The organism is Pseudoalteromonas translucida KMM 520, assembly GCF_001465295.1.
GTDB classification, from domain to species: domain Bacteria; phylum Pseudomonadota; class Gammaproteobacteria; order Enterobacterales; family Alteromonadaceae; genus Pseudoalteromonas; species Pseudoalteromonas translucida.
On sequence record NZ_CP011034.1, the window covers coordinates 1,888,540 to 1,914,550 of the forward strand.

The following is a 26,011-nucleotide window of genomic DNA, read 5'->3' on the forward strand; positions in this document are numbered from 1 at the left end:
TGAAAATCAAATTAGATTAAGCTATTTGGCTATGAATATGCTGATTTAAGAGTGGATGTACACGATTGTTTAAAACGCGAATGGCTTCAAACTGTACCAATGATAAATTATCATCTAATTGAAAGTTTTCACTTAGGTTAATACACACAGATGCATCACTGCTGTGCTCTACAATTAAAAACTCTCCCGACTGCGCTTTAGAAGTTAAATTAATAACAGCTTCAGTACTAGGGGTGCTCCCAGTGTATTGCTCAAAAAACCAACTTTTAGCCAGTACTGGCTTTAATTGAAACTTCACTGCGGTTGCATTGAGTGATATTTGACATAATTGCGCTGGATTCCATAGCTTAAACTGAACAAGATATTGATAAACTTGTTCATAAAATGCGGCATCTTCTAAGCTAAAATAAGGATTCTTAAATGTGCTGTCGGTAAGTTGTCTTAACTTATAAGGAGTGCATAGCTGCATATCTTCATTTAAATCAAGTAATAAGCGGTTTTTTTTGGCACAAGATATCCACTGCCATTGCTTTGATGCTTGTAACATATCCCCTCCATGCCTAACATTTAAATATAATAAAAACAATAAGCACAAAGTATAGCCGCTTTTAATCATTTTTAAAATGTTTTATTGGAACATTTATTGAACGATCAAAAGCTTACAGGGCTACTTAGCCTTTAAGTGTTAAAACAAACTTAACTTTTAAGGCTGAGTAGCCCTATTTTTTATAAGCTATCAACAATCGATTTAATTAATTGTGGGCCTTTATAAATAAAGCCAGTATAAATTTGTACTAAATCGGCACCTGCGTTTATTTTTTCTTTAGCCGATGACACATCGTCAATACCGCCTACACCTATAATAGGTAACTGCCCATTAGTTAAGCGCTTTAATTCACTCACCACATGTGTCGCACGCTCTCTAACTGGCTGCCCCGATAAACCACCCGCTTCGTCAGCATATTGCTGACCCGCAACCATACTGCGCTCAAGTGTAGTATTAGTAGCAATTACCCCGTCTATTTTGTTGCTTAGTAAAGATTCACTTACTTGAGCAATTTGGATTGGATCTAAATCTGGCGCAATTTTTACCAGCATAGGTACTTGCTTACCATGTTTAGCAACAAGATCAAGCTGCTCGTTTTTCAAACTTTGTAGCAAATCATCTAGCGCTGCACCGTATTGTAAATCACGAAGCCCTGGGGTATTTGGCGATGAAATATTAACCGTTATATACGAGGCATGTTCAAACACCTTGCGCATACAATGTATGTAATCGTCTTTGCCTTGCTCATTCGGCGTGTCTTTATTTTTACCAATGTTAATACCTAAAATACCGGTATAGTTGGCTGCTTTAACATTATTAACTAAATTATCAACGCCTTTATTATTAAATCCCATACGATTGATAATCGCATTTGACTGCGGCAGTCTAAACATACGTGGTTTATCGTTACCTGCTTGTGGGCGCGGAGTAACTGTACCCACCTCAACAAAACCAAAGCCCATTTGTGCAAATGCAGTAATACACTCTGCATTTTTATCAAGCCCTGCAGCAAGACCAACGGGGTTTTTAAGTTCTAAGCCCAAAAAGTTAACTGGTTTATTCACAATACTTTGTGACCAAGCAGCACTTAATGGTGTATTAGCAAAACGACTTAAATTATTAAGAGCGAACTCATGCGCCCACTCCGCATCACGGGTAAACATAAAACGGCGAGCTAAATCGTAAAACATGAATATAATCCTCTTAAAATGCAGACAAAAAAATACCTCAGACCAGGCCGAGGTATTGTATAACAATTTTAACCATTAACTCATTATTTTCACCAAGGAAAATAATGAGTAGGCATTAATTATTGGTTTTTATATTATTACACGCAGTTATGGCTTAATAACATGAGTTCACGTAGTGCTACTGAGAACTTAGCAAAATCGTGAGTTTGTGATGTTCTAAACTCTGCAAGCATTTGCTTCCAACGTTGTAATAATAACTCTTGGCTATCCATCCATTGCTCAATTTGGCCATTAACATCTTTGTTATCTTCGGCAAAACCGTTTAATACCACTTCTGCTAATGTACGTTGTTGCCAATCAAGCTCTTCGCGGTACGATGCACGCGCTAATGCTTGCCAATGGTTTGCTACAGGTTGCTTAGTAATTTGCTCTAAGAACCAATGTAAGCCCATGTTTGCACCAAGCTTGAAGTAAGTATGCGATACAGTATCGATACTTTGTTTCGAACTTGCTGAAATTTCGGCTAAATCCATAGCAGAGAACAAGCTAGATAAACCAATAATGCGATTAGCGAGTTCTGCTGGCACACCACTTTGTGTTAACTCTTGGGCAGCTGCCACTAAAAGCTCGCCTTCTTTATCAACCATATACGTTGTTAAATTAGCACTTAAATCTGCAAATGTTGGCGCAAAAAATTCAACTGTTTGGGTAATTGTTTGTGCTTTGTTGCGATGACGTAAGAACCAACGTGTTACACGACGAACCGTGCGACGTAATTGGTATAGCATTTCGGTTTGTACAGCAGCCGGAATTTTATTATCAAGTGCAACAACCGAGGCCCAGGTATCGCTCATTTGGAACAACTCGCTGGCAATTGAATAACATAAAGCAATTTCAGCTTCATTTGCACCGGTTTCTTCATGCATACGCACCATGAAGTTAAGGCCCATGTCGTTAACAATTTGATTCGCCAGTTTAGTGGCAATAATTTCTTTACGAAGTGGGTGATTATCCATCGCTTCGTTAAACTTCTCACGCAGTGGTAACGGGAACGAATTAACTAACAATTGACGATAATATGGGTTTTCCGTGATTTCATCTGTAACAAACGACTCTTTAAGTACCATTTTAGAGTACGACACTAAAATCGCTAACTCTGGACGTGTTAAGTCTTTGCCAGCAGCTGCACGTTCTGCTAATTCTTCATCACTTGGGATAAACTCAATCGCACGATTTAGCTTGCCATCTTTTTCAAGGGCATGAATAAAGCGAATTTTCTCTTTAAGCGTTGATGAGCCTTTAGATTGAGTAATTGAAATTGTGTGTGTTTGACGATAACAATCATTCAATACCAGCTTAGATACTTCGTCTGTCATAGCGTATAAAAGTTCATCACGTTGCTTGCGCGTTAAATCACCAGAGGTAACTAAGCCATTAAGTAAAATCTTAATATTAACTTCGTTATCTGAACAGGTAACGCCACCTACGTTATCAATAAAGTCAGTATTAACACGGCCGCCTTTCGCTGCAAATTCAATACGTCCTAACTGAGTTGCACCTAAGTTACCACCCTCGCCAAATACTTTAGCACCCAGCTCGCCACCGTTAATACGCAGAGCATCGTTTGCACGATCCCCTACATCGGCGTCAGTTTCTTTGCTGCTCTTAACATAAGTACCAATACCACCATTCCACAATAGATCGTAATCCATCATTAATGTAGCTTTGATCAGCTCAGTTGGTGTCATGCTAGCTTTTTTAGTGCCTAACATTTTTTTCATTTCTGGGCTTAGTGTAATCGACTTAGCCGCACGAGAGAAAACACCACCACCGGCAGAAATTAAATCTTTATTAAAGTCTTCCCACGATGAACGCGGTAATTTAAATAAACGTTCACGCTCAGGATACGTTGCTGCGGCATCTGGTGTCGGGTCAACAAAAATATGCATGTGGTTAAATGCAACTTGTAAACGAGTATGTTTAGATAACAACATACCATTACCAAATACATCCCCTGCCATATCGCCAATAGCTACCACGGTAAAATCGGTTGTTTGACAATCAATATCCATTTCACGGAAATGACGTTTAACTGATTCCCACGCGCCACGTGCTGTAATACCCATTTTCTTATGGTCATAACCCACTGAACCACCTGATGCAAATGCATCACCTAGCCAAAAGTTATATTCATTTGCAATGCCATTAGCAATATCAGAGAAAGTTGCAGTACCTTTATCGGCTGCTACAACTAAATAAGCATCATCGCCATCGTGGCGAGTTACATCTACAGGCGCAACAATCTCACCTTGTACAATATTATCTGTGATATCTAACAAACCACGGATAAAGATTTTGTAACATTCTTGGCCTTCTTTTAAGAATGCTTCACGCTCAGTTGGCAATTGTTTACAAACAAAACCGCCTTTAGAGCCTACTGGTACAATTACCGCATTTTTCACTTGTTGTGCTTTAACTAAGCCAAGTACTTCAGTACGGAAATCTTCACGACGATCTGACCAACGCAAGCCACCACGTGCAACACTACCGTATCGTAAATGCACACCTTCAATACGCGGCGAGTATACAAAAATTTCAAATGCCGGTAATGGTAATGGTACACCAGGAATTAAGCTTGGCTTAATTTTAAACGATACATACGATTTAAATTGGCCATTGTTATCTTTTTGGAAGAAGCTAGTACGCAGTGTTGCCACTATCATATCAACGTATAAGCGAATAATACGGTCATCATCAAGATTGGCTACGTTTTCAAGTTCTAAATATATTTCTGTACTAAGCTTTTCAAGTGTTTTTTCACTTGCAGGGCTTTTAACTGAGAATTTTTTAGTAAACAAGTTAACAATTTTTGCTGCAATGTGTGGATAATTTGCAAAAGTGCCTTCAATGTAAGCTTGTGAGAAAGTAACCCCAATTTGGCGCATGTATTTAGCGTACGCACGTAATATTGACGCTTCACGCCCCGTAAGACCGCCCATTAATACTAAACGGTTAAAACCGTCGTTTTCTAAGCGGTTATTCCACACACTGGTTAACGCAGCGCGAAAACGTGCTGAGATTTTATCAAAATCTGCCATCCCTTTGCTATCAATTAGCATAGAGAAATCCATGATCCAATTAATGCTACCATCGCTAGTTTTAACTGAATAAGGTGTTTCGCCAACAACACGTAAGCCAAAGTTTTCAAGCATCGGCATTACATCAGATAAGTGAATAGGCTCATCTTTATGAAATAAGCTTAAACGCACAACATTGCTGTTAGCTTCTTCTTGCGGGCGATAAAATAACATTTCAAGTTTGTTGTCATCGTTAAGCATTTCTAGCTTTTCAATATCAACAACAGCTGCACTTGGTAATACTTCATCTTTGTATGAGCGAGCAAATGCTTGAGCATACTTACGGTTTAATTCATTACCGCGTGCTTCGCCAGCTTGTTCTAGTAAGGCTGATTGTAATTTATCTTCCCAAGTACGGGCTGCTTCAACTAAATTATTTTCAATGTCTTTCACTTTATACTCTATATTATTATCAGTCACACGCACGGTATAATGAGTACGTGCCAGTGTTGACTCTGAGAAATAGGTTGTAAATTCGACTTTTTCATCAGAATTAAATGCATTTGCTAAAATATTTTGCGTTTCATGACGCAGTGCCGTGTTATAGCGCTCACGTGGTACATAAACCATACATGAGAAAAAACGTCCATACGCATCTTTACGTACAAACAAGCGACACATATCACGCTCTTGTACTTGCAACACGCCCATTGCAACTTCTAATAATTCACTTTCGCGGGCTTGTACGAGTTCATCACGTGGGTAGGTTTCTAAAATATTAAGCACTGCTTTATAAGCATGAGTGCCTTTGGCAAAGTCACACATTTGCATAATGCGGTCAATTTTACTTTTAAGAACCGGTACGTCTGCCGCACTGTAGTTATAAAAGTTTGACGAGAACAAGCCAATAAAGCGATCCTCACCAATAACATTGCCTTTATCATCAAAACGTTTTACACCAACATAGTCGATATAAGCCGGACGATGTACACGTGATAATGAATTAGTTTTGGTTAAAATCAGCAGGTTACTACTACGTGCATCTTGGCGAGCGGCTTCTGGTAATTCAGAAAGTAGACGAGTGTGTTCTACACCGGCATTTTTCATCAAACCTAAACTGGTTTCCATTACGCCTTTTAACTCGTAATCACCCTGTATTGGCGATAACTCATATTGGCGATAGCCCATTAGGGTAAAGTTGTCTTTAACTAACCAGTCTAAAAACTCAACCGTTTCATCTACTTCAGCATTATTTTTGCCAGCATGGCGTTTTGGTAGCTCTTGACTAACTGCAATTAGCTTTTCGCGAATTGGCTGCCAGTCTTCTACCGCTACCGACACATCTGTAAGTACAGACTCTAACTCTTGTTTGAAAGACTCAATCACAGCTGAATCTGTTTGACGGTCAATTTCAATAAAGAATACTGTTTTGGTCGAGGTTGATTCTTGCTCTGCTTTTAAACCAGATAAACCTGAGATTTTGTCATTTTCATCTCGTTGGATTTTAAGCGGGCTGTGTAGTAATAAGTGAGAGGCAATATTTTCACGAGTCATGGCCATACGTACTGAATCAACTAAAAACGGCATGTCTTTAGCTATAATCTCAACAATGGTATGCGATGACTGCCAACCATCTTTTGCCACTTCTGGGTTGAAAACGCGAATAACCGCGTCATCAGACGTGTTCTTTTCTAGCGAATTCCAAAGGCTTAGTGCAGCACCATATAAGTCACTATCGTTACGATTAGCCAAATCCTCTTTAGACATATTGCTGTACAAGGCTTTGGCGAATTTTTCAACGAGTAACACATTATCAGCGCGAACTTTTTTGTGGATAAGCTTACAAACATTATCTAAAATAACTGAGGCTTGACCTTCATTTCGTGTCATTGTTTATTCCTTAAATCTATTACTGCTTAATAGCAGAATATTTGTACAGCATTTATTAGCGTGGAGTCGAGCAAATTCTAACTCGTTTACAACTAATAAACAGCCTTTTACGATGAAAACATTTTAGCTTTTCAGCTATTTGGTCATCTATTCACAAATTATAGATATAAATGGCCTTTACAGGCCATTTAGGAGCAAACTTATTCACTTTATTTTTTCTGGTCAGTCCAGAGCAAGCTACCAATTGCTGGTAAAAGCAGCACTGCACCCAGCATATTTACTAAAAACATGAAGGTAAGCAAAATTCCCATATCAACTTGAAATTTCAAATCAGAGAAAATCCAAGTACTCACGCCAATGGCAAGTGTAATACCGGTAAATAATACCGCACTACCGCGCTCAATTAACGCATTTCGATAAGCCACACTCAGCGGTACATTTTGCTTTAACTGCCCCATCATCGACGACAATATATAAATACCATAATCAACGCCAATACCCACACCTAATGCAATAACTGGCAGTGTAGATACGGTTAAGCCAATTTCCAGCTGTACCATTAGTGCTTGTGCAAGAGTAGATACTACATACAGAGGTAACACTACTGCAATGGTTGCTTTTACGCTTCTAAAGCTTAGCAAACACAAAACAATTACAGCGCCGTAAACATACAGCATCATCGGAATTTGCGCCGCTGACACTGACTCGTTTGTGGCCGCCATTACCCCTACTGGGCCTGATGCGAGTTTAAACGCAACTTTATCTGTACCCTCTTCTTGTGCAAAGCGTTTAACACTTTCAATTACAAGGTCAATTGTTTGCGCTTTATGATCATCTAAAAAGATAATCACTGGCATCACTGAGCAATCGCCGTTGAGTAACCCTGTACTGGTTTCTACCCGCGAGGTAGATTGTACTAAGCTTGCAGAGTTACGTGGTAGGCTTTGCCATTTAAGGTTACCTTCGTTATAACCTGCGTTTACCGACTGCGCTACCGAGCTTAAGCTTACCGCAGACTGCACTCCTGCTACGTTTTCTACTTTGTACTGAAAGCGGCTAATACGCTCCATCACATCATGCTCTGTACACGCTGCAGGATACGCTTCTACAATTACCTTTAAGATATCAGACGAGATAGTGTATTTGTCTGAGATTAAAAATGTGTCTTGGTTATAGCGTGCATCTTGGTGCAATGATGGTGCGCCAGCATGTAAGTCTCCAATACGCATTTTATCTGCTTGCCAATAACCAAGTGCAAATAACACTAAAGTAAAAGCAATTATCATTTTAGCAATTTTAGGATCGGTGGCTTTAACCAATAAATCTCTAATTGCATCAAGCATATTTGGTTTTTTAGCATCACCTGATTGAATATGTACACTATTTTCAAAGTGCATATACGACGCCCATACAGGGAGTAAAATCAGGTTAGTAAATATAATTACCGCAACACCTAAACTAGCGGTTATTGCAAGCTCTCTAATAATACCAATATCAATGGTTAGCAGAGTTAAAAAGCCAACCGTATCCGATAGCAATGCAATGCCGCCTGGGATCAATAATACCCTAAAGCTTGACTGACAACATTCTCGCGTACTTTTACCCTCGCCTACTTTTTTACCTATTGCGTTAATCATCTGCACGCCATGGCTCACACCAATTGCAAACACTAAAAAAGGCACCAAAATAGACATAGGATCTAAGCCAAAGCCTAAACTCGACAGTAGCCCTAATTGCCAAATAACAGCAATGAACGAACACATTATAGGTAAAATAGTCAGCTTTAAACTGCCACAAAATAGCCAAACCATAATAAAGGTAAAGGCAATCGCGATGGCAAAAAATACCACCACACCTTTTGCACCTTCGGCTATATCACCAGCCATTTTAGCAAAACCAATTATATGAATACTCACCTTATCGGTGCTTAGCGGTTCACGCAGTTGTGTTTCGAGTTTTTGCGCAAATGCTAAAGTATCAAGCTTTTCTTGGGTTTGCGGATCGGTTTCCATTAATTGCGCTGTCACCATCGCACACGAATAGTCACTGGCAATCATACGCCCAACTACTTTCGCTTTTTCGATATTTTCTTTAACGACCCCTAAGCCTTGTTTATCGGCTTTAAAATTAGCAGGAATTATTGGCCCACCGGCAAAACCATCTTCAACTACTTCAACAAACCGAGCGCTGGGTGAAAATATTGAATTCACTAAAGGCCGATTAACCCCAGGAATGAAATATAGCTGGTCGTGTACCGCTTTTAATTGGATAAAAAATTCAGGATTAAAAATATCGCCGCTGTCGTCGCACACCGAAATTAAAATACTGTTAGCGCCACCAAACTGCTTTTCGTGTTTGGTGTATACCTTCATATAATCGTGGTTTAACGGAATATTTTTATTAAACGAAGCATCAAGTTGAATTTGTGTCGCTTTAAATGCCAATAAACAGGTTATAAGCACAAAGCTTATAAGCATAATTAAGCGATGTTTAAATATCGCATTTTCTATAAAGTCTAAAATCTTATGCATTAAGGGGTCAACTCCTTCACTTTAATGCCATCTTCTGTTGCCATGATTAGTTTATTATTTAAAATCACACCATCTAGAATTGCTTTACCATCGGCCAACTGTTCATGCGTGAGCTCAGCGTTTTGCAAATGAAAAATCACGCCGCTATTGGCCAACATTAGCCATTGTTCATTATTGTAATTTATGATGTTGTTAATCGTTGCTGTTTTATTATTATCAAGGTGCTGCCAATTTTGATCACCTTGCTGGCGAGTAAAAACATTGCCTCGTAATCCTGCCACTATCTCTTGCTGCGCATTGGCGCTAAATGCAAAAAAAGATCCTGGGTAAATTTCGTCAACTCGCTGCCATGTTAAGCCTGCATCGGTGCTTTTTGCCATTAAGCCCATTTCACCCACTAACATTAAGCCGTTAGGTGTTTGCTCTATGCGGTTAAAGTGCGGCAAAATTGAGGCTGTTTCTGCTTCATAACCTTCTGGGTCATGTTCTTTTAAATCACTTAAATATTCTCTATCGTCACTAAATAATAGCGAGTCTAAAAAACGTTTTTGCCAATGCTTACCACCGTCACTGGTTTGATAAAACATGCCATAAGCCCCGACAGCATAACCATGTAGCTCATCTTTAAATAAAATATCTAAACACGGTTTATCTACCTCTGGCTTAGCTTGTTGTAAATGCCACGTTTTACCACCGTTTGTAGTATTTATTATTGTTGCATCGTGCCCACAGGCCCAGCCATTATTTTCATTAGTAAAATCAACCGCAGTTAACAATACTTGGGTCGGCACCGACTCTGCTTGTTGCCAATCAATACCATTAATACTTGTAATTACAGTGCCATGCTTACCAACAGCCACTAAACCCGCTTTAGTTTGGGTAATATCAGTCAATAACGTTTTATCGGCGTTTATTGCACTAATAGCAAATTGAGGAGCTTCTTGTGCAACACTCGCACCACTGAGGATCAGGCTGGCATATACCAAATACTTCATAAATTTAAATCGCCTTGAACTGGGGAATTGTTTGTCTATTTAGGTGAGGAAAAGCCCTGCGTGTCAAAAAGACAAACGCGATGAGAAAGGAAAAAGGCACCTAACCAATCGGTTAGGTGCCTACTATTAACTATCTACCTTCGCGACGTAATGCGCTTGATGTAAACTCATTGTCGTTAAACGACTGAGAAAAATCATACATTTTGTGCTGGTTATCTAAACCAATTGCTAAGTAACGACGAGAGTTTAAATCGTGATAAACCTCTAACGTACTCCACTGCGTTGGTACTTCATAGTAGTTAAGGCCATAAGCCATAGCTACACGATAAAGTTGGTCACGGTTATCATAAATATCGGTAACCTGTACTTGCCAACTATCTTCATCAATATAAAACACACGTTTTTTATAAATATGGCGCGTATCATCTTTTAAGTTAGCTTCAACCACCCATACACGGTGCTTTTCGTAGCGTGTATGCTCAGGGTTAATATGTCCTGGCATTAAAATATCATCATACTGAAGTTTATCGCTGTGTAGCTTATAACTATTGTATGGAATATAAAGCTCTTGCTTACCTTTTAATGTCCAGGTGTAACGATTTGGTGAACCGTTAAACATGTCAAAGTCATCAGTAGTACGTAAGCTATCAGCTGCTGTACCTGGTGCATCATAAGCAACGTTAGGTGCACGACGAACACGACGTTGACCACTGTTGTAGGTCCATGCTTGGCGTGGCGTTAATATTTGGTCCATGGTTTCATGCACTAATAACGCAGTACCCGCTAGACGTGCCGGCTCAGTCACTTTTTGTTTAAACTTAAACAAAATATTTGAGTCTTGCAGTTGCGCAGGTGTAGCACTTGGATCTGAGTATTTAACTAATAGCTGCTCATCAAAACCAACATAGTTATACGAACCCGAAGCGGTAGGTGCTGCTTGGCCGCCAAAACGCTCAATAGACTGACCACGGTAACGTAGCAAGTGATTCCAAATTGCCTCTAAACCTGTTTTAGGAATAGGGAATGGAATGCCAATGGCAGTACTTTTAATCCCATTACCGCCTTCAATTAACTCTGCAGTAGCAGCAAATTGCTTTGTTGCATCGTACACAAATTGTGGGTACGAAGCAGAGCGACGAGTTGCATATACTGGCATTTTAAAGGTATCAGGATACGCTTCAAATAACGCTATTTGACCAGGGCTTAAGTTCGCTTTATATTTTTCAATATTGCTTTTATCAATAGTAAACAACACTTTATCCGTATTAAACGGGTCTAAGTGATGCATACCTGCTTTATAACCTGCCGGTGCTGCGGTAATACCACCATTCCACGCAGGAATAGAACCATCTGCATTGCCTGCTTTTTGGGCGCCTAGCGGCGTTAAGTCTGCACCTAAGCGCGCAACTTCTTCGCTGCTAATTTTAGCCAAAGCAGCGTGACTTGCAAACAAGCTACAAAATGCAGTAGCAATGAGGGTAGGTTTTTTAATCATAATAATATTACCCCTAAATAGAATATTTTAAGTTAAATGAAATGTAATCGCGATCAGAGAAGGTATTAATGTCGCCGCCACCCCAAAATGAGTTGTAGCTAACATCTAATGACCACGCATTTTGATAGTTAAAGTTCATGGTTGCACCTAACGATTTACGATCCTCTAGAAACAAAAACATAGGATCTGGGGTGTTACCATTTACGTCATGAGAAAATACAAAACGTGGCGAAAAGTTTATACCGTTATACAGGTTATAATAATCACCTTTAGCAATTAAGCGATAACCCCACGATGTAGCCGTAGCAAACTCTTTTTGCTCTGCTCCATTTGATAACGCCATATGTAGCGCAGAGTAATCAGAGCTGCCTGGGCCTGTCATAACGCCACTACGCCCAGTACCAGAAACGTTTAAACGCATTTCATCGTACTCCGGCATACTATGAATACGCACGCCACCAACTTCACCTACCACAGCCCAGCTATCTGCACCCAAAGATGGGCCAAATAAATGCGTCGCGGTAAATTGTAATTGACTAGTATTACGCTCTATATAACCTTTTGCTAATTCACCTGGGCCAACAACACTAACTGCATTGCCTGGGCTCATTTGTGAAATACCCGCAAATTCAGGGCGTAAACCTGCTACAGCTAGCTGCTCTGGCATTGCAGCGTAAAGTAGCTCTACGTCATCAATTTGTAGTGGTTCATCTTCGCGAAAAGTAAACTCACCGGCAAACGCAGTTTCACCTAAAGATGTGTTAAAGCTCAAACCGTAGAGTTTAATGTCTTCTGGGTATTCATTTTTTGCTAAAGAGAAAGCTCTTAAATTATGAATATTATCTTCAGTGATTTCAGTCGTTGTAATCATTGCTAAATCTTGGGCAAGTGAAGCTTGAGTAAAATTAGACACTCGACCAGATACTAACGGGCGACGGCTATGATAATTCACATGATAAAATGCCACTTCAGTGTCATTAAATTCAGGTAAAAACACGCCTAAACGTAAACCGTATTGGCCGCCGTCATCTGGCTCTACTTTGCCTTCATCGCCTTTACCTTTTAGTGCTACCTTAGTTGGGTAGGCTAAGTACATTTGAGCAAGCAATGCTTGGCCTTGTGCACTTGAGGGATCAATTCCTTGCGCTGCTGCGACTTGAGCATAAGTAGATGTTAAATTATTTAAACTGTCGGTTAAAAATGCTAAATCAATATCAGGATTTGAAGTAAAACCTAACTGCACATTTTGCTGATAACCATTTTCAGAGGCAAAGTCATTGGTTGAAAAATACGTTCCCGTTGCTGGTAAGCGAGTTTCTTGCCATTGGTATTGATAAAAGCCCTCTAAGGTTACGTTATCAGTAATACCTAACGATGCCCATAACATGCCTACTGGTATAAAGGCTTCTTTAAGCTCTGCACCAGGCGCTTTTAAACGGTCTATGTCAACTGGGTTAACGTTAATACCATGCGATATTAATGTGCTTTCACCCCAGTTTATTACTTGTTGACCAACGCGAACTGATAGCGGGTTTTTACCTTCATTTAAATCGAAGCTTGCCCATACATACGCATCTAATAAACGAATGTCGGCACAGCTTTGTGCTTTTGTATCTTTATCATCACATGGATCGACGCCTTGACCTGAGGTAGGGTTTACATAAGCACGATCGCCATCCATTAACTCAAAGTCATAAAAATACATAAATCGAGTAAACAAGCCATAATTATCTTTACTGATAGATAGATCATGGGTGCCCTTTAATAGTTTTGAAAACGAATCTCCACTATCAAAGTTTAAATCGCCTGCATCACCATTGTTTGAATATGATCCTGGTTGCGCCCACACATCTTGCGATGAGTAAACGGTATTGCCCGTGGCGGGGTTATAACCCGTCCAATCGAATGAAGGGTTGTTACTTTTACCTATTAAGCCAAAGTCTCGGTCTTCTACACGAATACTTTGCCCATAAGAAAAAGTGGAGTCGAAAGTAATATCAAAACCTCCGGCTTCAAAAACTGCCGCTTGTGCAGTCATTGCAGATAACCCTAAGCTTGCGGCTGCTAAACCTATAGCGATTTTATTTTTAACAAAAAGCGATCTTCTTATCATTTTGGTTTCCCCCCTGTCGCGGGTCATTTTGTGTGATCAAGTTATTGTTTTTAGTGTAATCGTAACGATAGAAGCGAATTAAACAAATTACAAACAGTCGCCTTCAATCAGTCATAATCTTTTTTTATTCACTGACGTTTACGCAATGGTAAGACGTCATACCAGTAATTTATACACGCAAATTAACAATAGGACAAATCGAAATTAACAAAAAGGCAATATTTATGTGTATCTATAACATAAATACAAGCGTTTAGGCTACTCGTTCGAGGCGGATAAACTTATTTTCGGGGGTAAGTATCAATCTAAACCGACCTCGCACCCCTAAACTAGAAATGTAGGGGCGCAGGTAATTTGCGGCAAAACGAATGGTTTTACCGCTGTCATCTACAACTTGCACTGAGCTAAAACGTCCATGGTAGTAATCCATGCATTCGTTGTAGCTCAAATTTAGTCTAAAATAATATTCAATCATGATTTAATTTAAGGCTTTTTCAACCTTCTCAAATAAATCGTCGCTCAGCGTATCTAAATCAGCTAACCGCTGCAGTTGTGTTTTCATTGCTGCAGAACGTACTTTATCGTAACGTTTCCACGACATAAAAGGGGTTAACATGCGTGATGCATTTTGCGGATTGATAGTATTGAGCTTAATGAGTAAATCACCAAGCAAAGCATAACCTTCACCATCTAGGCGATGAAATTGCGCGGTATTAAAGTGGCTAAAACTGCCAATTAAAGCACGCACTCGGTTAGGATTTGAAAAGTCAAAACAAGGGTGCTCATACAGTGCTTTAATATTGTCAATTGCATCTTCACCCGACTGCATAGCTTGCAGTGCAAACCATTTGTCCATTACTAATACGTCGTGTCGCCATTGGCTATCAAAATGTGCAAGCAAGGTGTCGCTTAAAGTATGCGACGCTTTTATAGCCCCACTGAGCGCACCGAGCACATTGGTCATATTAGTTGAGCTTGCAGCTTCTTTTATAAATTCAGCCGCTGGTAAACTGTCTGTTTTTGCTAGGTAATACAAACATTGTTGTTTTAATGAACGTATTGCCACAGCAGCCGCATTAACACTGCCATCGTCTTCAAGTGCTTGGTAACAATTAATAAATTCTTGTTCGAGGGTATCGGCTATTTGCTGTTCAAACTGCTGCGTAATAGTAAGAATGGCATCAACTGGGATCGTCTCAAACTCAGCTGCTAAGGTGTCAAAGCTAGGAAGTTTTAACAGTTCAGCAAGTAATGCCAAGTCACCTGCTCTACTGGCTATTAATACCTGTAAGGCTGCTATTATTTCATTACTTAATGGATCAGGATTTTTGCTTGCAATACCGCGCTTAACCGCATTAATAAATAGCTGTTGCTGTGCATCCCAACGCGAAAAGTCGCTTCGTGCAAAGCGCATTATGTGCAATAGGTCTTGATCGTTACTGTGCTGCTTTAAAATACACGGTGCTGAAAAGTCTTCCAATAAAACGGCAACAGGTTGTTCTGATAGCTGATCAAAATTAAATGTTTGCGTTGCTTTAGTTACATCAAGCACATGATCAACGGGCTGACCTTTATATTGTAACGGCACACTTTTCCCCTTGCTATCTAATAGCTCAATTGCAAAAGGAATATGCAAAGTATCGTTTTGTGGCTGATTAATTGGCGCAGCCTGCTCAATAGTAAGGCTAAACGTTTGCGTCTCGCTATGGTAACTTTGTTGTACATTTAAACGAGGAGTACCCGATTGGCTATACCAGCGTTTAAATTGCTCTAAGTTAATATTAGATGCATCACTCATAGCACTTACAAAATCGTCACAGGTAACCGCTTGGCCATCATGGCGCTGAAAATAAAGTGTCATGCCCTTTTGAAAGTTAGTTTCACCAAGCAAGGTGTGCATCATGCGAATAACTTCAGCGCCTTTATCGTATACAGTCACAGTGTAAAAGTTATTCATTTCAATTACTTTTTCTGGTCGAATAGGATGCGCCATAGGCCCTGCATCTTCACTAAACTGGTGAGTACGCATTACTTTAACGGCATCAATACGGTTTAGCGCTCGCGAGCCCAAATCACTGCTAAATTCTTGATCTCTAAATACTGTTAAGCCTTCTTTTAACGATAACTGAAACCAATCTCTACAGGTTACGCGGTTGCCGGTCCAGTTATGAAAGTATTCATGCCCAACAATAGATTCAATGGTGTGATAGTCTTTATCGGTAGCGGTTTCTTGATTTGCCAAAACACACTTACTATTAAAAATATTAAGCCCTTTATTTTCCATCGCTCCCATGTTGAAAAAATCAACGGCAACAATCATATAAATATCAAGGTCATACTCTAAATCAAAGCGTGTCTCATCCCACTGCATCGCTTTTTTAAGTGAGCTCATTGCATGTGGTGTTTTTGACAAGTTTCCTTTATCTACAAATAAGGCTAAATCAACATTCTTACCACTTTTTGTAGTATAGCTGTCATTTAATACATCAAAGTCACCCGCCACTAAAGCAAATAAGTAACTTGGCTTTTTAAACGGATCTTGCCACTTAGCAAAATGACGACCGTCTTGCGTTTCACCGCTATCAACCATGTTGCCATTAGAGAGTAACTGCGGGTATTTTTTATCTGCTATTATGGTTACATCGAATGTTGATAAAACATCTGGACGGTCCATATAGTAAGTTATTTTTCTAAAACCCTGCGCTTCACACTGAGTACAATAAGCCCCACCCGATAAATAAAGTCCTTCTAGAGAAGTATTTGTTTGCGGAGAAATCTCGGTCACTATACTAAGTTGGCAGTGATCTGGTAAATTATTAATAATGAGTTGCTCACCCACTATTTTATAATCGCTAATATCATGAGTATCTATTGAAAGCGATACTAAGCGTAAATTAATACCGTCGAGTACCAAAGGTGCCGTTTTAGCACCCACGCGGCTCAGTGTAAGTAGTGCAGTGACTCTTGTTGTTAACGGCTGTAAATCAAAGTTAAGCTCGGTGTGGTTAATTAAAAAGTCTGGCGCTTGGTAATCTTTTAAATATTGTGTTTGCGGTTTTTGTGCGGCAGTCATAAATACTCCAAAAAAAGCCCCTTTTATGTTTAAAAGAGGCTGTTTAAATTAAGCAGTCTGTTTTGGTTTAATACGTAATATTTTAATACCTAAATAAGCGTAAATAATTGCCAATACAGGGTTAATTAAATTAAAGAAAGCATACAGTGCATAGTCAAATGGATTGATCAGCAACACGCTTTGCATATAGGCACCACAGGTATTCCATGGGATCAGCGGGCTGGTAATTGTGCCGCCATCTTCTAAGGTACGCGATAAATTAACCGGTTTTAAACCACGGTTTGCGTATTCTTCTTTAAACATCCGCCCCGGTACCACAATAGCAATATATTGATCCGCCGCAATGACGTTTGTACCAATACAAGTCGCTATAGTTGCAGTGATTAACGAACCTGTGCTTTTTGCGATTTTAAGAATACTCTTAACAAACACATCTAACAGCCCCGTTTTTTCCATAATAGCGCCAAACATCAGTGCCGTCATAATTAGCCAGGTTGTTGTAAGCATACCTGACATACCGCCACCACTGAGGAGTGCATCCATATTGTCGTCTTGGGTACTAATGCTAAAACCATCAAAAAAGGTGGTCCAAATTAATTTAAAGTAACCTACTAGCTGGCCTTGGCTTATATCTATTTGGCTGGCAATTAAATCAGATTGAAACAACACAGCCCACACAGCGCCAAGTACCGCACCTATAGATATAGCTGGAAACGCTGGCATTTTGCGTATCGCAAGTACCAAAAGTACAATTAAAGGCACTAGCATTTCTAAACCAATATTAAAGTTTTGCTGCAAAATAGCAGTAATTTCATCAATACGCCCAGCTTCACTCGATGCAGTCGCGTTAAAACCCATAAATATAAAGATTATTAAGGCAATCACAAAGCTCGGTACTGTAGTCCACAGCATATGTTGAATATGTTCAAATAAATCTGCTCCCACAACAGCAGGTGCTAAATTAGTAGTTTCTGATAGTGGGCTAAGCTTGTCGCCAAAATACGCGCCCGATATAACCGCACCAGCTGTTACTGTTTGCTCTAACCCTAAGCCTGTAGCTACGCCTAATAAAGCCACACCTATTGTAGCCGCCGTGGTCCACGAACTACCAATGCTCATTGCAACAATGCCACAAATTAAACAACTGGCTGCATAAAACCAACTCGGATTAATAACCTGTAAGCCGTAGTAAATTAGCGTAGGTACTGTGCCCGAAAGCAACCATGTGCCTATTAACGCACCTACCATAAGTAAAATTAAGATAGCCCCTAACGACAAGGTGATCCCTTCAATCATCGCATCTTCTAGTTTTTTCCAATTGTAGCCATTTTTTAGACCTATTAATGCTGCTGCAAAAGTAGCAAATAACAAGGCTATTTGATTTGGCCCAGAAGAGGAATTATCACCAAATAGATAAACAGCCGCACCAAGTAAACAAATGAGAACTGAGATTGGAATGAGTGCATCAAAAAACGAGGCGGGTTTTATTGGTTTTTCTTCTAATGATTTCAAGATAAAGACTCCTACACACATCTAATGCATGTTAATTATTCTTCTTAGCACATACCGCGCATTAATCGAGCAACATTGATCTAGCTCAACTTTGTGTAATCAGCGATTATAACAATCTTGTAAATTATGGGTAGCAAAAAAGGCGCAATTGCGCCTTTTTTTATAGAGGTAAAACCAATTATTACTTTTTGGCTATACGCCCGTATTTAATATAGTCTTGAGTGATCAGGGCTGCTTCCTCTAAAAATGGATCCAGCTTTTCAATTACTTCAGGCACATCATCTAGATTTTCGATTGGTTTTTCACCTAAACGCGCTAAACGCTCATTAGTACGCACTAAGGCGCGTGCTTCATTTTCATCTTTTTCTTTAATACGCTGAGCTTCTACTAACGAAATAGTTTTGCGGTCTTTCTCTTCGTTGTAGCGAGTAATGTCTTCAAATACATAATTAAACTCTGGCTCTGACTGGATGCGCTGCGCATGTTGCTTATCTAAATACGTAATAATCGGTTTTAAGTCACCCATTTCTTGGTATCTAGCGCGTACTATGCTATCCCACGGCAGTGCATTATCTTGTTTGCTTTCTCCCCACTCTGCGGGATCGATTGCAGATGGAAACGAAATATCAGGAATAACGCCTTTGTGTTGTGTGCTACCACCATTTATGCGGTAAAACTTAGCAATAGTGTACTGCACACTGCCAAGTTCGTTGTCGTACAGGTCGTACGCTCGCCCTAAGCCTTTGTGTTGTTGTACAGTCCCTTTACCAAATGTTTGCTCGCCAATCACAATACCGCGGCCATAATCTTGTATCGCTGCTGCAAAAATTTCAGAAGCAGATGCACTGTATCTGTCTACTAAAACAGTTAACGGGCCATCGTAATAGGTTATACCATCACGGTCTTTTTGCTCTTCGATACGATTATTAAGAGTGTGAATTTGCACCACCGGGCCTTGGTCGAAAAACAATCCCGAAAGCTGTGTTGCCTCGTATAAAGAACCACCACCGTTTTGGCGTAAATCTATAATAACACCGTCTACCTTGGCTTCTTTTAGTTTAGCCAGTTCAACTTTTACATCTTGCGACAAGTTATTATAAAAGCCAGGTATTTCAATAACGCCAATTTTACTGGTTAAATCGGAATACTGTGCTTCAAACACTTCAGATTTGGCTGCTCTGTCTTCTAGGCGTATTTTATCTCGGGTTATTTCAACTATTTTAGGCGTACCGTGCGCATCAGCGCCTTTAAGATACTGTAAACGTACTTTTGTACCTTTAGGGCCTTTAATTAAATCAACCACGTCATCTAAGCGCCAACCTATCACATCAACAAACTCTTTACCGTCTTGGGCAACGCCAATAATGCGGTCATCGGCTTTAATTTGTTGTGATTTATCGGCAGGACCACCCGGTACTAAACTGCGAATAACGGTATAGTCTTCGTCTGGGCTTAATACTGCACCTATGCCTTCAAGCTCTAGGTCCATATCCATCTTGAATTGCTCTGCTCGGCGCGGCGATAAATAAGAGGTATGCGCCTCTATACTGCGTGCAAGCGAGTTCATTACTATTTGAAAGGCATCTTCAGGTTTTGATTGTACTAAACGCTTTTGTGCATTTTTATAGCGTTTAACAAGTACATCCTTTATTCCTTCCCAATCTTTACCGGTCATTTTTAAGCGTAGTGCGTCATATTTAACACGCTCACGCCATATTTCATCAAGTTCGTCTTGGGTAGTTACCCAGGCGGCATCTTCTCGATCAAAAAAGTATTCATCTTGTTTATCAAACGTCATCTCATTTTCAAGTAATGAAAGCGAGTAATCGTAACGCTCAAAGCGACGTTTAAGGCTTAGATTAAAAATATCAAAAGTAAAGCCTAACTTGCCGGTTACCAATGCGTTATCAAAGCCATTACGATATTGCTCAAATGACGCAATATCGCTGGCTAAGAATACACTTTTATTAAAATCAAGGGATTCGATATAACGATCGTACACTTTACTTGAAAGCTCATCGTTAAATCGCACCGGTGTATAGTGTGAACGAGTAAATAAGTTAACCACTCGTTTGCTGGCTGTAGCATGTTGACTTTCTTGCTTGAGCAACGGTAAGTCTTTTAACGTAACGGCTTCAACGGCAGCAAATAATGAACCTGAAAACAGGGCAGCAACTAACGGAATGAGCGTAAACTTTTTACTCATACACAACTCCTTAATTTATTTTCAGCTTAAATAATGTATAAGCTGTCAGCTTTGGTTTTAACTTGCATACCAGTCACTAATTCAACATGAACGTCGTCTTTGTTCACTTCAGTGATTATTGCATTAACAAGTGCTTGGCCAAGTTTAACCTTAACCTTATTATTAACCTTGACCTCACTTGCTGGTAAAGGTTCAATTTTTCCTGAACGCTTAACCGGTGCGGCTTTAGCTGTTTTATCTGCTGAAGTAGCATTTTTAGCAGCATGAGCAGGTTTCTTTTTGAAAGATTTTGCATCTGCATCTTGACGCGGACGTTGCTGCTTTTTGCGTTTAGCCATTTTAGCGCGGCTTTCTTCCAATGCTTTTTGTGCATGGTCGATATGCTCTTGCTCAACTTTTTCAGCTTGATTACCATCAATATCAATACGAAACTCTGACTTAGTCACAGCTTCTAAATAACGCCAGTTAGACGTGTATTTTCTAAGCGCTTGACGCACTTGAGTCTTGCTTACTTTTTCAGACCCTTCAATACGCTCAGCAATATCTTTAAAAATACCGACTTTAAGCGGTTTGATACCGTCTTTTTGTTTAAAACACTGCGGAAATTCTTGATATAAAAATTCCAACACTTCGTTCATATCTTTTAGCTTGTTTGTGGTTTCCATTTTAGAACCTATTTTTCACATCTTTTCATCAAGGGACGAATCAACATAGTGTATTACCCAGTCGACCAATTCTTCGAAGTCGGCCTCAATTACAGCCATATCACCACGAAGGTGTTCCCAAATACCATTAATTGTTTCATCGATAAATTCACACTCGGCTTCGTCTGGTAGACGATCCCAAGCAATATGAATCAAATCATTGAGCGTTTCCGCTACATGTTCTTCATCGCCTTCCCAATCGCCCACATCTTGTACGGCAAAAAGGTAGTCTTGAACATTTAGCAAGTCTTTCATTATAGGCTTGCCTCTAAGCATTTTACTAATGCTTCAAGACCCGCTTGATCGTCAGTATCAAATCGGCTAATACTTGGGCTATCTATATCAAGTACAGCAAATACTTTACCAGCTTTCATGATAGGTACAACTACTTCAGAGTTTGACGCTGCATCACAGGCTATATGCCCATCAAAAGCGTGAACATCTTCTATTAATTGTGTTTGTCCGGTTGCGGCAGCGGTTCCACATACACCCTTTCCTACCGGAATTCGAATGCAAGCTGGGTTACCTTGAAACGGACCAAGCACTAATTCGGTAGGTGAATCCATAAAATAAAAGCCCGCCCAATTTACATCATCTAATGAGGTAAATAACAGCGCGCTTATATTTGCCATATTAGCAATTACATTCGATTCACCGCCTATCAGCGATTGCGTTTGCTTAACTAATGACTGGTAAAAATCGTGCTTTTGCATACCAAACTACTTCTTATTAAACATACAGTAGCTAAAGGTACTCTTTGTCGTGAAAAATTGAAACCTTTTGCGGCTAAAAAAAAGGAAAATGCACGCTTTATCAGCATGCTTGCTTAATAATGCTACGATTATTTTTTTGCGGTTTTACGCAGCCCAAACAAAAACAGCCCTGCAGCAAACCCAGACATCACACTATTTATTAAAAATATCTCGCCCGTAGTAGCACTAAGTAAGTAACTAAAAATAGCGCCGCCTAATAAACCAAGCGTTAAAACCCCTGAATAATTTACTTTAGCGTACTTAAACATAAGTAAGTAACCTGGCACTACAAATGCGGCCATCGTTAACCCTACAATATGTGCGTTTGCTATTGCCGTCATCAATAATTGAAAAAATATTGATAAAAAGTCGCCATTCATAGCAAGGCCATAATAAATACCCAACATACCACCAATAATGATTGGGGAGAGCAATGAAAGCCCGACACTTTTTGCAAGTTGATGTTTCATCGTAAAATCCTTAAATATACAAACATAAGCCTCAATAATATAAGCATGCCCTAAGCGGAGTCGCTTATAAATAGAGACTATGGTCGTAATTTATGCTTGCAAAACAAACGCGCTATTTTATATGAGGCACAAAAAAGCCCGCTAATTAAGCGGGCTGTTTTGTTAATTATGGTGGAGAGATAGGGATTTGAACCCTAGATGGGCTATAAACCCATGCCGGTTTTCAAGACCGGTGCATTCGACCACTCTGCCATCTCTCCGATACTGCTATAGTTAAAAATAAAAGTGTATTTTTAACTATTTTAAATAAATAAGAACTATTGATTTTAAAAACCATAACACCATTTATTTGTTAAATAAGTGGTGGAGAGATAGGGATTTGAACCCTAGATGGGCTATAAACCCATGCCGGTTTTCAAGACCGGTGCATTCGACCACTCTGCCATCTCTCCGCACGGCCTGAATAATAGGGAAAGCGCAGAGGTTTGTGAAGCTTTATTTTAAATTAATTGTTTAAGTGATTAAAAAACAACTAATTTGTTTAAAGTTAAAGCAAAAACATTCTTTATTAATTGTAATTGAACTTTTATTTAAATATTTCACTCTATTGAACTACAAAGGTTTGCCCAAACATATAAGAGTTGTTAATCTAAATTTAGTTAAATTATCGGAACTACTCAGTTTCAACCACAGGAGCTCTACAATGGCGTTTAATCAATCGTACAATACCGCTAAACCGGTAATGTCTACCATTGAAACAAACAAGGTGCTTAAAAACACCTACCTATTACTTGCTATGACACTCGCATTTAGCGCTGTTACAGCGGGTATTTCAATGGCACTACAATTACCATACTTTATGGGATTAGTGTTCACACTTGTCTCGTTCGGCTTATTATTTGTAGTAAATAAAAAAGCAGAAACTGCATCTGGTGTATTTTGGGTATTTGCTTTTACCGGCTTAATGGGCGCAGGCCTTGGCCCAATGCTTAACCACTATGCAGAAATGCCTAACGGCCCTATGCTAATTATGCAAGCGCTGGGCTCTACCGCGCTGATATTTTTTGGTTTATCGGCTTATGCACTTAACACTAAAAAAGACTTCTCATTTATGGGTGGCTTTTTAACGGTTGGTTTAATCGTTGTTATTGTGGCAAGTATTGTTAATATTTTCATCGGTAGTTCACTGATGTTTATGGTACTTAATGCTGCAGTGGTATTAATTATGTCTGGTTTAATTTTATTTGATACCAGCCGTATTATTAACGGTGGCGAAACAAATTATATTCGCGCAACTGTGTCACTTTACCTAAGTGTATATAACTTATTTACTTCATTACTTGCTCTACTTGGCGCAAATAATGACTAATTAAAAAGTTCTGTTAAAATAGCCCCTTAATTGGGGCTTTTTTTTTGGAATAATTTTGTCGCGTTTCGTCTTGTCTTTACATACTCCACCCTCTGATCACGATACTACGCAGCGTTTAGTTAAATTTGCGCACGCTTGCTTAGCGCAAGGACACACCATAGACGCTATATTTTTATATCAGCAAGGGGTTTATCATGCATCAAACCACTTTGATCTTCCCACTGATGAGCTACAAATTCCGATGTTATGGCAGCAATTAGCCGATCAAAAAATTAATTTAATGTTATGTGTAACCGCCGCTGAAAAACGGGGTTTAGACATTAAACACACCAATGTGTTTAATGTTGCTGGGCTTGCTGAATTTGCCATGCTTGCTAGTGATGCCGACAAATGGATACAGTTTAAATGATTAACGTACTCGTAATGAGCCAATGCAGCCCTTTTGATGACTTGCATATTCGCGACGCCCTAGACATGACCCTCATATTTGCAGCTGTCGATCAGAATATCAGTTGGCTATTTAGTGGCCCAGCTGTACTGGCATTAAAAAAGCAACAACAACCAAATATGCTGGGTATAAAAGATTTTTTTAAAAACATTAAAACATTAGAAATTTATGACGTTGAAAATATTTACGTCTGCGAAAAGTCACTGCTCGATTATGGCCTAAACAAAAATGATTTATTGTTAGATGTGCAAGCACTAAACTTTGATCAGCAAAAAACGCTAATTAAAACCCAGCAACATGTGGTGAACCTATGAGTAACCTACAAACTAATGCTTTGAGCACCTTACATATATTTTCTAAACCCCTTAGCTACTACAGCGCAAATCGATTAGAAAACCTAATTCAAGCAACCGATATTGTACTTCTAGTTGGGGATGCCTGTTATGCAGTAAAACAGTATCGACAATTTGCCGACTCATTGTTTATTTTAGCGCCTGATGCGAGTGCCCGCGCTATTAAACTTAATGATAACGATAAAGTAATTAGCTATGACGAATTTGTAACCCTTAGCTTATCAACCAATCAATCTATTACCTGGTAACTTATGCTTGAAATTAACAACCAACAGCTTGAAACAGACAAACAAGGTTATTTACTTGACCATACTTTATGGTCAAAAGAATTAGCGCCCATTATTGCACAGCAAGAAAACATTAATTTAACTGAGCAGCATTGGGAAGTAATTAACTTTGTGCGCAACTTTTACCTTGAATACAACACCAGCCCCGCTATTAGAATGCTGGTAAAAGCGATGGCTAAAGCGCTCGGTGAAGATAAAGGTAATAGCCTATATTTATATAAACTATTTCCTAAAGGCCCGGCAAAACAAGCGACTAAAATTGCCGGCTTACCAAAACCTGCCAGGTGCATATAATGAATAATAAGTCAGCTAATAAGCAAGAGTACACAGCTAAACCCAAACGTAATACTGGCAGAACCTATTCTCGCAGCGCGCTAAAAAGCGTCGCTTCAAAAAGAGAAATAAAACCAGCAATAGCTGCACAAGATATAAAAATAGTCTTATTTAATAAGCCTTTCGACGTTTTATGTCAATTTACTGATGATGCCAACAGAAAAACCCTTGCTGAATTTATTCCTATAAAAGAAGTTTACGCTGCAGGCAGACTCGACAGAGACAGTGAAGGTTTATTACTGCTCACCAATTGCGGTAAATTACAAAACACCCTAACCGCACCGGGTAAAAAAACCAGTAAAACTTATTGGGTTCAGGTCGAAGGTGAGCCAAGCTCAGAGTCAATTGCTGCATTATGTAAAGGCGTAGAATTAAAAGATGGCCTTACATTACCCGCTAAAGTGAGCATCATCAGGGAGCCAACAGTATGGGCGCGTAACCCGCCAGTAAGAGAGCGAAAATTAATACCTACAACTTGGCTCAGCATAACAATAAGTGAAGGGCGTAACCGCCAAGTTAGGCGCATGACAGCTCATATTGGCCACCCTACTTTGCGCTTAATTCGCTATAGTATTGGTAAATATACCCTAGATGGCATTAATAACGGCGAGTATAAAGTGCTTACAGGTATAGAGCATACCTAACTGATGTAAACCAACCTGCAAT

The 26,011-nt window shown here is 39.5% G+C and carries 21 protein-coding genes and 2 tRNA genes; 6 read left to right on the forward strand and 17 right to left on the reverse strand.

Annotated elements, in window-relative coordinates:
* Positions 1 to 16: 16 nt before the first annotated feature.
* The 17 genes from PTRA_RS08840 to PTRA_RS08920 form a co-directional block, all read right to left on the reverse strand.
* Positions 17 to 547 (reverse strand): cell division protein ZapC, encoded by a 531-nt coding sequence (locus tag PTRA_RS08840; RefSeq protein WP_058373499.1) that lies wholly within the window; start codon positions 545 to 547, stop codon positions 17 to 19.
* 179 nt (positions 548 to 726) lie between these two features.
* Positions 727 to 1,737 carry a quinone-dependent dihydroorotate dehydrogenase gene (gene pyrD / locus PTRA_RS08845; protein ID WP_058373500.1) on the reverse strand — a complete coding sequence of 337 codons (1,011 nt, stop codon included), beginning with the start codon at positions 1,735 to 1,737 and terminating at the stop codon, positions 727 to 729.
* A gap of 137 nt (positions 1,738 to 1,874) precedes the next feature.
* The gene (locus PTRA_RS08850) at positions 1,875 to 6,704 is read right to left on the reverse strand and encodes an NAD-glutamate dehydrogenase (RefSeq protein WP_058373501.1); all 4,830 of its coding nucleotides are present in this window, start codon (positions 6,702 to 6,704) and stop codon (positions 1,875 to 1,877) included.
* A gap of 209 nt (positions 6,705 to 6,913) precedes the next feature.
* Positions 6,914 to 9,235, reverse strand: a complete 2,322-nt coding sequence (locus tag PTRA_RS08855; protein WP_058373502.1) for an efflux RND transporter permease subunit — start codon at positions 9,233 to 9,235, stop codon at positions 6,914 to 6,916.
* On the reverse strand, positions 9,235 to 10,230 hold the full coding sequence (locus PTRA_RS08860) for a YCF48-related protein (RefSeq protein WP_058373503.1): 996 nt from the start codon (positions 10,228 to 10,230) through the stop codon (positions 9,235 to 9,237). The genes PTRA_RS08855 and PTRA_RS08860 overlap by 1 nt, the downstream gene beginning before the upstream one ends.
* 130 nt (positions 10,231 to 10,360) lie before the next feature.
* Positions 10,361 to 11,725 carry a DUF1329 domain-containing protein gene (locus PTRA_RS08865; protein WP_058373504.1) on the reverse strand — a complete coding sequence of 455 codons (1,365 nt, stop codon included), beginning with the start codon at positions 11,723 to 11,725 and terminating at the stop codon, positions 10,361 to 10,363.
* Between the two features lie 13 nt (positions 11,726 to 11,738).
* Positions 11,739 to 13,838: a DUF1302 domain-containing protein gene (locus PTRA_RS08870; RefSeq protein WP_058373505.1), complete on the reverse strand. Its 2,100-nt coding sequence runs from the start codon at positions 13,836 to 13,838 to the stop codon at positions 11,739 to 11,741.
* A 253-nt stretch (positions 13,839 to 14,091) separates the two neighbouring features.
* On the reverse strand, positions 14,092 to 14,313 hold the full coding sequence (locus PTRA_RS08875) for a DUF2835 domain-containing protein (protein ID WP_058373506.1): 222 nt from the start codon (positions 14,311 to 14,313) through the stop codon (positions 14,092 to 14,094).
* A gap of 3 nt (positions 14,314 to 14,316) precedes the next feature.
* Positions 14,317 to 16,911, reverse strand: coding sequence for an aminopeptidase N (pepN, locus tag PTRA_RS08880; protein WP_058373507.1), 2,595 nt, complete (start codon positions 16,909 to 16,911; stop codon positions 14,317 to 14,319).
* Positions 16,912 to 16,959: 48 nt separating this feature from the next.
* Entirely contained in the window at positions 16,960 to 18,444 is a 1,485-nt protein-coding gene (nhaC, locus tag PTRA_RS08885) for a Na+/H+ antiporter NhaC (protein WP_058373508.1), read from the reverse strand.
* 160 nt (positions 18,445 to 18,604) lie between these two features.
* Complete coding sequence (gene prc, locus PTRA_RS08890; protein ID WP_058373509.1) at positions 18,605 to 20,629, reverse strand: carboxy terminal-processing peptidase; 2,025 nt, start codon at positions 20,627 to 20,629, stop codon at positions 18,605 to 18,607.
* Positions 20,630 to 20,655: 26 nt separating this feature from the next.
* On the reverse strand, positions 20,656 to 21,294 hold the full coding sequence (proQ, locus tag PTRA_RS08895; RefSeq protein ID WP_058373510.1) for an RNA chaperone ProQ: 639 nt from the start codon (positions 21,292 to 21,294) through the stop codon (positions 20,656 to 20,658).
* Between the two features lie 15 nt (positions 21,295 to 21,309).
* The gene (locus tag PTRA_RS08900; RefSeq protein ID WP_011328358.1) at positions 21,310 to 21,588 is read right to left on the reverse strand and encodes a hypothetical protein; all 279 of its coding nucleotides are present in this window, start codon (positions 21,586 to 21,588) and stop codon (positions 21,310 to 21,312) included.
* Positions 21,588 to 22,046 (reverse strand): GAF domain-containing protein, encoded by a 459-nt coding sequence (locus tag PTRA_RS08905; protein ID WP_011328359.1) that lies wholly within the window; start codon positions 22,044 to 22,046, stop codon positions 21,588 to 21,590. The genes PTRA_RS08900 and PTRA_RS08905 overlap by 1 nt, the downstream gene beginning before the upstream one ends.
* Positions 22,047 to 22,174: 128 nt before the next feature.
* Positions 22,175 to 22,555: a hypothetical protein gene (locus tag PTRA_RS08910; protein ID WP_058373511.1), complete on the reverse strand. Its 381-nt coding sequence runs from the start codon at positions 22,553 to 22,555 to the stop codon at positions 22,175 to 22,177.
* A 169-nt stretch (positions 22,556 to 22,724) separates the two neighbouring features.
* Positions 22,725 to 22,815, reverse strand: a tRNA-Ser gene (locus PTRA_RS08915).
* Between the two features lie 101 nt (positions 22,816 to 22,916).
* A tRNA-Ser gene (locus PTRA_RS08920) sits at positions 22,917 to 23,007 on the reverse strand.
* 251 nt (positions 23,008 to 23,258) lie between these two features.
* On the opposite strand from PTRA_RS08920, the gene PTRA_RS08925 reads away from it, so the two are divergent.
* From PTRA_RS08925 to PTRA_RS08950, 6 genes are read left to right on the forward strand one after another with little or no spacing between them, the layout of a single operon-like run.
* Positions 23,259 to 23,924, forward strand: coding sequence for a Bax inhibitor-1/YccA family protein (locus PTRA_RS08925; RefSeq protein WP_041454448.1), 666 nt, complete (start codon positions 23,259 to 23,261; stop codon positions 23,922 to 23,924).
* 55 nt (positions 23,925 to 23,979) lie between these two features.
* Complete coding sequence (gene tusD, locus PTRA_RS08930) at positions 23,980 to 24,333, forward strand: sulfurtransferase complex subunit TusD (protein WP_011328362.1); 354 nt, start codon at positions 23,980 to 23,982, stop codon at positions 24,331 to 24,333.
* Positions 24,330 to 24,686 carry a sulfurtransferase complex subunit TusC gene (gene tusC, locus PTRA_RS08935; RefSeq protein WP_058373512.1) on the forward strand — a complete coding sequence of 119 codons (357 nt, stop codon included), beginning with the start codon at positions 24,330 to 24,332 and terminating at the stop codon, positions 24,684 to 24,686. The genes tusD and tusC overlap by 4 nt, the downstream gene beginning before the upstream one ends.
* 20 nt (positions 24,687 to 24,706) lie before the next feature.
* Positions 24,707 to 24,973: a sulfurtransferase complex subunit TusB gene (tusB, locus tag PTRA_RS08940; RefSeq protein WP_058374574.1), complete on the forward strand. Its 267-nt coding sequence runs from the start codon at positions 24,707 to 24,709 to the stop codon at positions 24,971 to 24,973.
* A 3-nt stretch (positions 24,974 to 24,976) separates the two neighbouring features.
* Positions 24,977 to 25,306, forward strand: coding sequence for a TusE/DsrC/DsvC family sulfur relay protein (locus PTRA_RS08945; protein WP_058373513.1), 330 nt, complete (start codon positions 24,977 to 24,979; stop codon positions 25,304 to 25,306).
* On the forward strand, positions 25,306 to 25,989 hold the full coding sequence (locus PTRA_RS08950) for a pseudouridine synthase (RefSeq protein WP_058373514.1): 684 nt from the start codon (positions 25,306 to 25,308) through the stop codon (positions 25,987 to 25,989). Before PTRA_RS08945 ends, PTRA_RS08950 begins: the two co-directional genes overlap by 1 nt.
* Positions 25,990 to 26,011 lie beyond the last annotated feature (22 nt).

Coding starts and splice junctions, on each gene's coding strand:
- PTRA_RS08910 (WP_058373511.1), bottom strand. CDS start 22,555: ATGAAACATCAACTTGCAAAAAGTGTCGGGCTTTCATTGCTCTCCCCA.
- PTRA_RS08875 (WP_058373506.1), bottom strand. CDS start 14,313: ATGATTGAATATTATTTTAGACTAAATTTGAGCTACAACGAATGCATG.
- tusC (WP_058373512.1), top strand. CDS start 24,330: ATGATTAACGTACTCGTAATGAGCCAATGCAGCCCTTTTGATGACTTG.
- PTRA_RS08900 (WP_011328358.1), bottom strand. CDS start 21,588: ATGAAAGACTTGCTAAATGTTCAAGACTACCTTTTTGCCGTACAAGAT.
- PTRA_RS08905 (WP_011328359.1), bottom strand. CDS start 22,046: ATGCAAAAGCACGATTTTTACCAGTCATTAGTTAAGCAAACGCAATCG.
- PTRA_RS08870 (WP_058373505.1), bottom strand. CDS start 13,838: ATGATAAGAAGATCGCTTTTTGTTAAAAATAAAATCGCTATAGGTTTA.
- prc (WP_058373509.1), bottom strand. CDS start 20,629: ATGAGTAAAAAGTTTACGCTCATTCCGTTAGTTGCTGCCCTGTTTTCA.
- PTRA_RS08850 (WP_058373501.1), bottom strand. CDS start 6,704: ATGACACGAAATGAAGGTCAAGCCTCAGTTATTTTAGATAATGTTTGT.
- PTRA_RS08855 (WP_058373502.1), bottom strand. CDS start 9,235: ATGCATAAGATTTTAGACTTTATAGAAAATGCGATATTTAAACATCGC.
- PTRA_RS08860 (WP_058373503.1), bottom strand. CDS start 10,230: ATGAAGTATTTGGTATATGCCAGCCTGATCCTCAGTGGTGCGAGTGTT.
- PTRA_RS08950 (WP_058373514.1), top strand. CDS start 25,306: ATGAATAATAAGTCAGCTAATAAGCAAGAGTACACAGCTAAACCCAAA.
- PTRA_RS08865 (WP_058373504.1), bottom strand. CDS start 11,725: ATGATTAAAAAACCTACCCTCATTGCTACTGCATTTTGTAGCTTGTTT.
- pyrD (WP_058373500.1), bottom strand. CDS start 1,737: ATGTTTTACGATTTAGCTCGCCGTTTTATGTTTACCCGTGATGCGGAG.
- nhaC (WP_058373508.1), bottom strand. CDS start 18,444: ATGTGTGTAGGAGTCTTTATCTTGAAATCATTAGAAGAAAAACCAATA.
- PTRA_RS08945 (WP_058373513.1), top strand. CDS start 24,977: ATGCTTGAAATTAACAACCAACAGCTTGAAACAGACAAACAAGGTTAT.
- PTRA_RS08840 (WP_058373499.1), bottom strand. CDS start 547: ATGTTACAAGCATCAAAGCAATGGCAGTGGATATCTTGTGCCAAAAAA.
- pepN (WP_058373507.1), bottom strand. CDS start 16,911: ATGACTGCCGCACAAAAACCGCAAACACAATATTTAAAAGATTACCAA.
- PTRA_RS08925 (WP_041454448.1), top strand. CDS start 23,259: ATGGCGTTTAATCAATCGTACAATACCGCTAAACCGGTAATGTCTACC.
- proQ (WP_058373510.1), bottom strand. CDS start 21,294: ATGGAAACCACAAACAAGCTAAAAGATATGAACGAAGTGTTGGAATTT.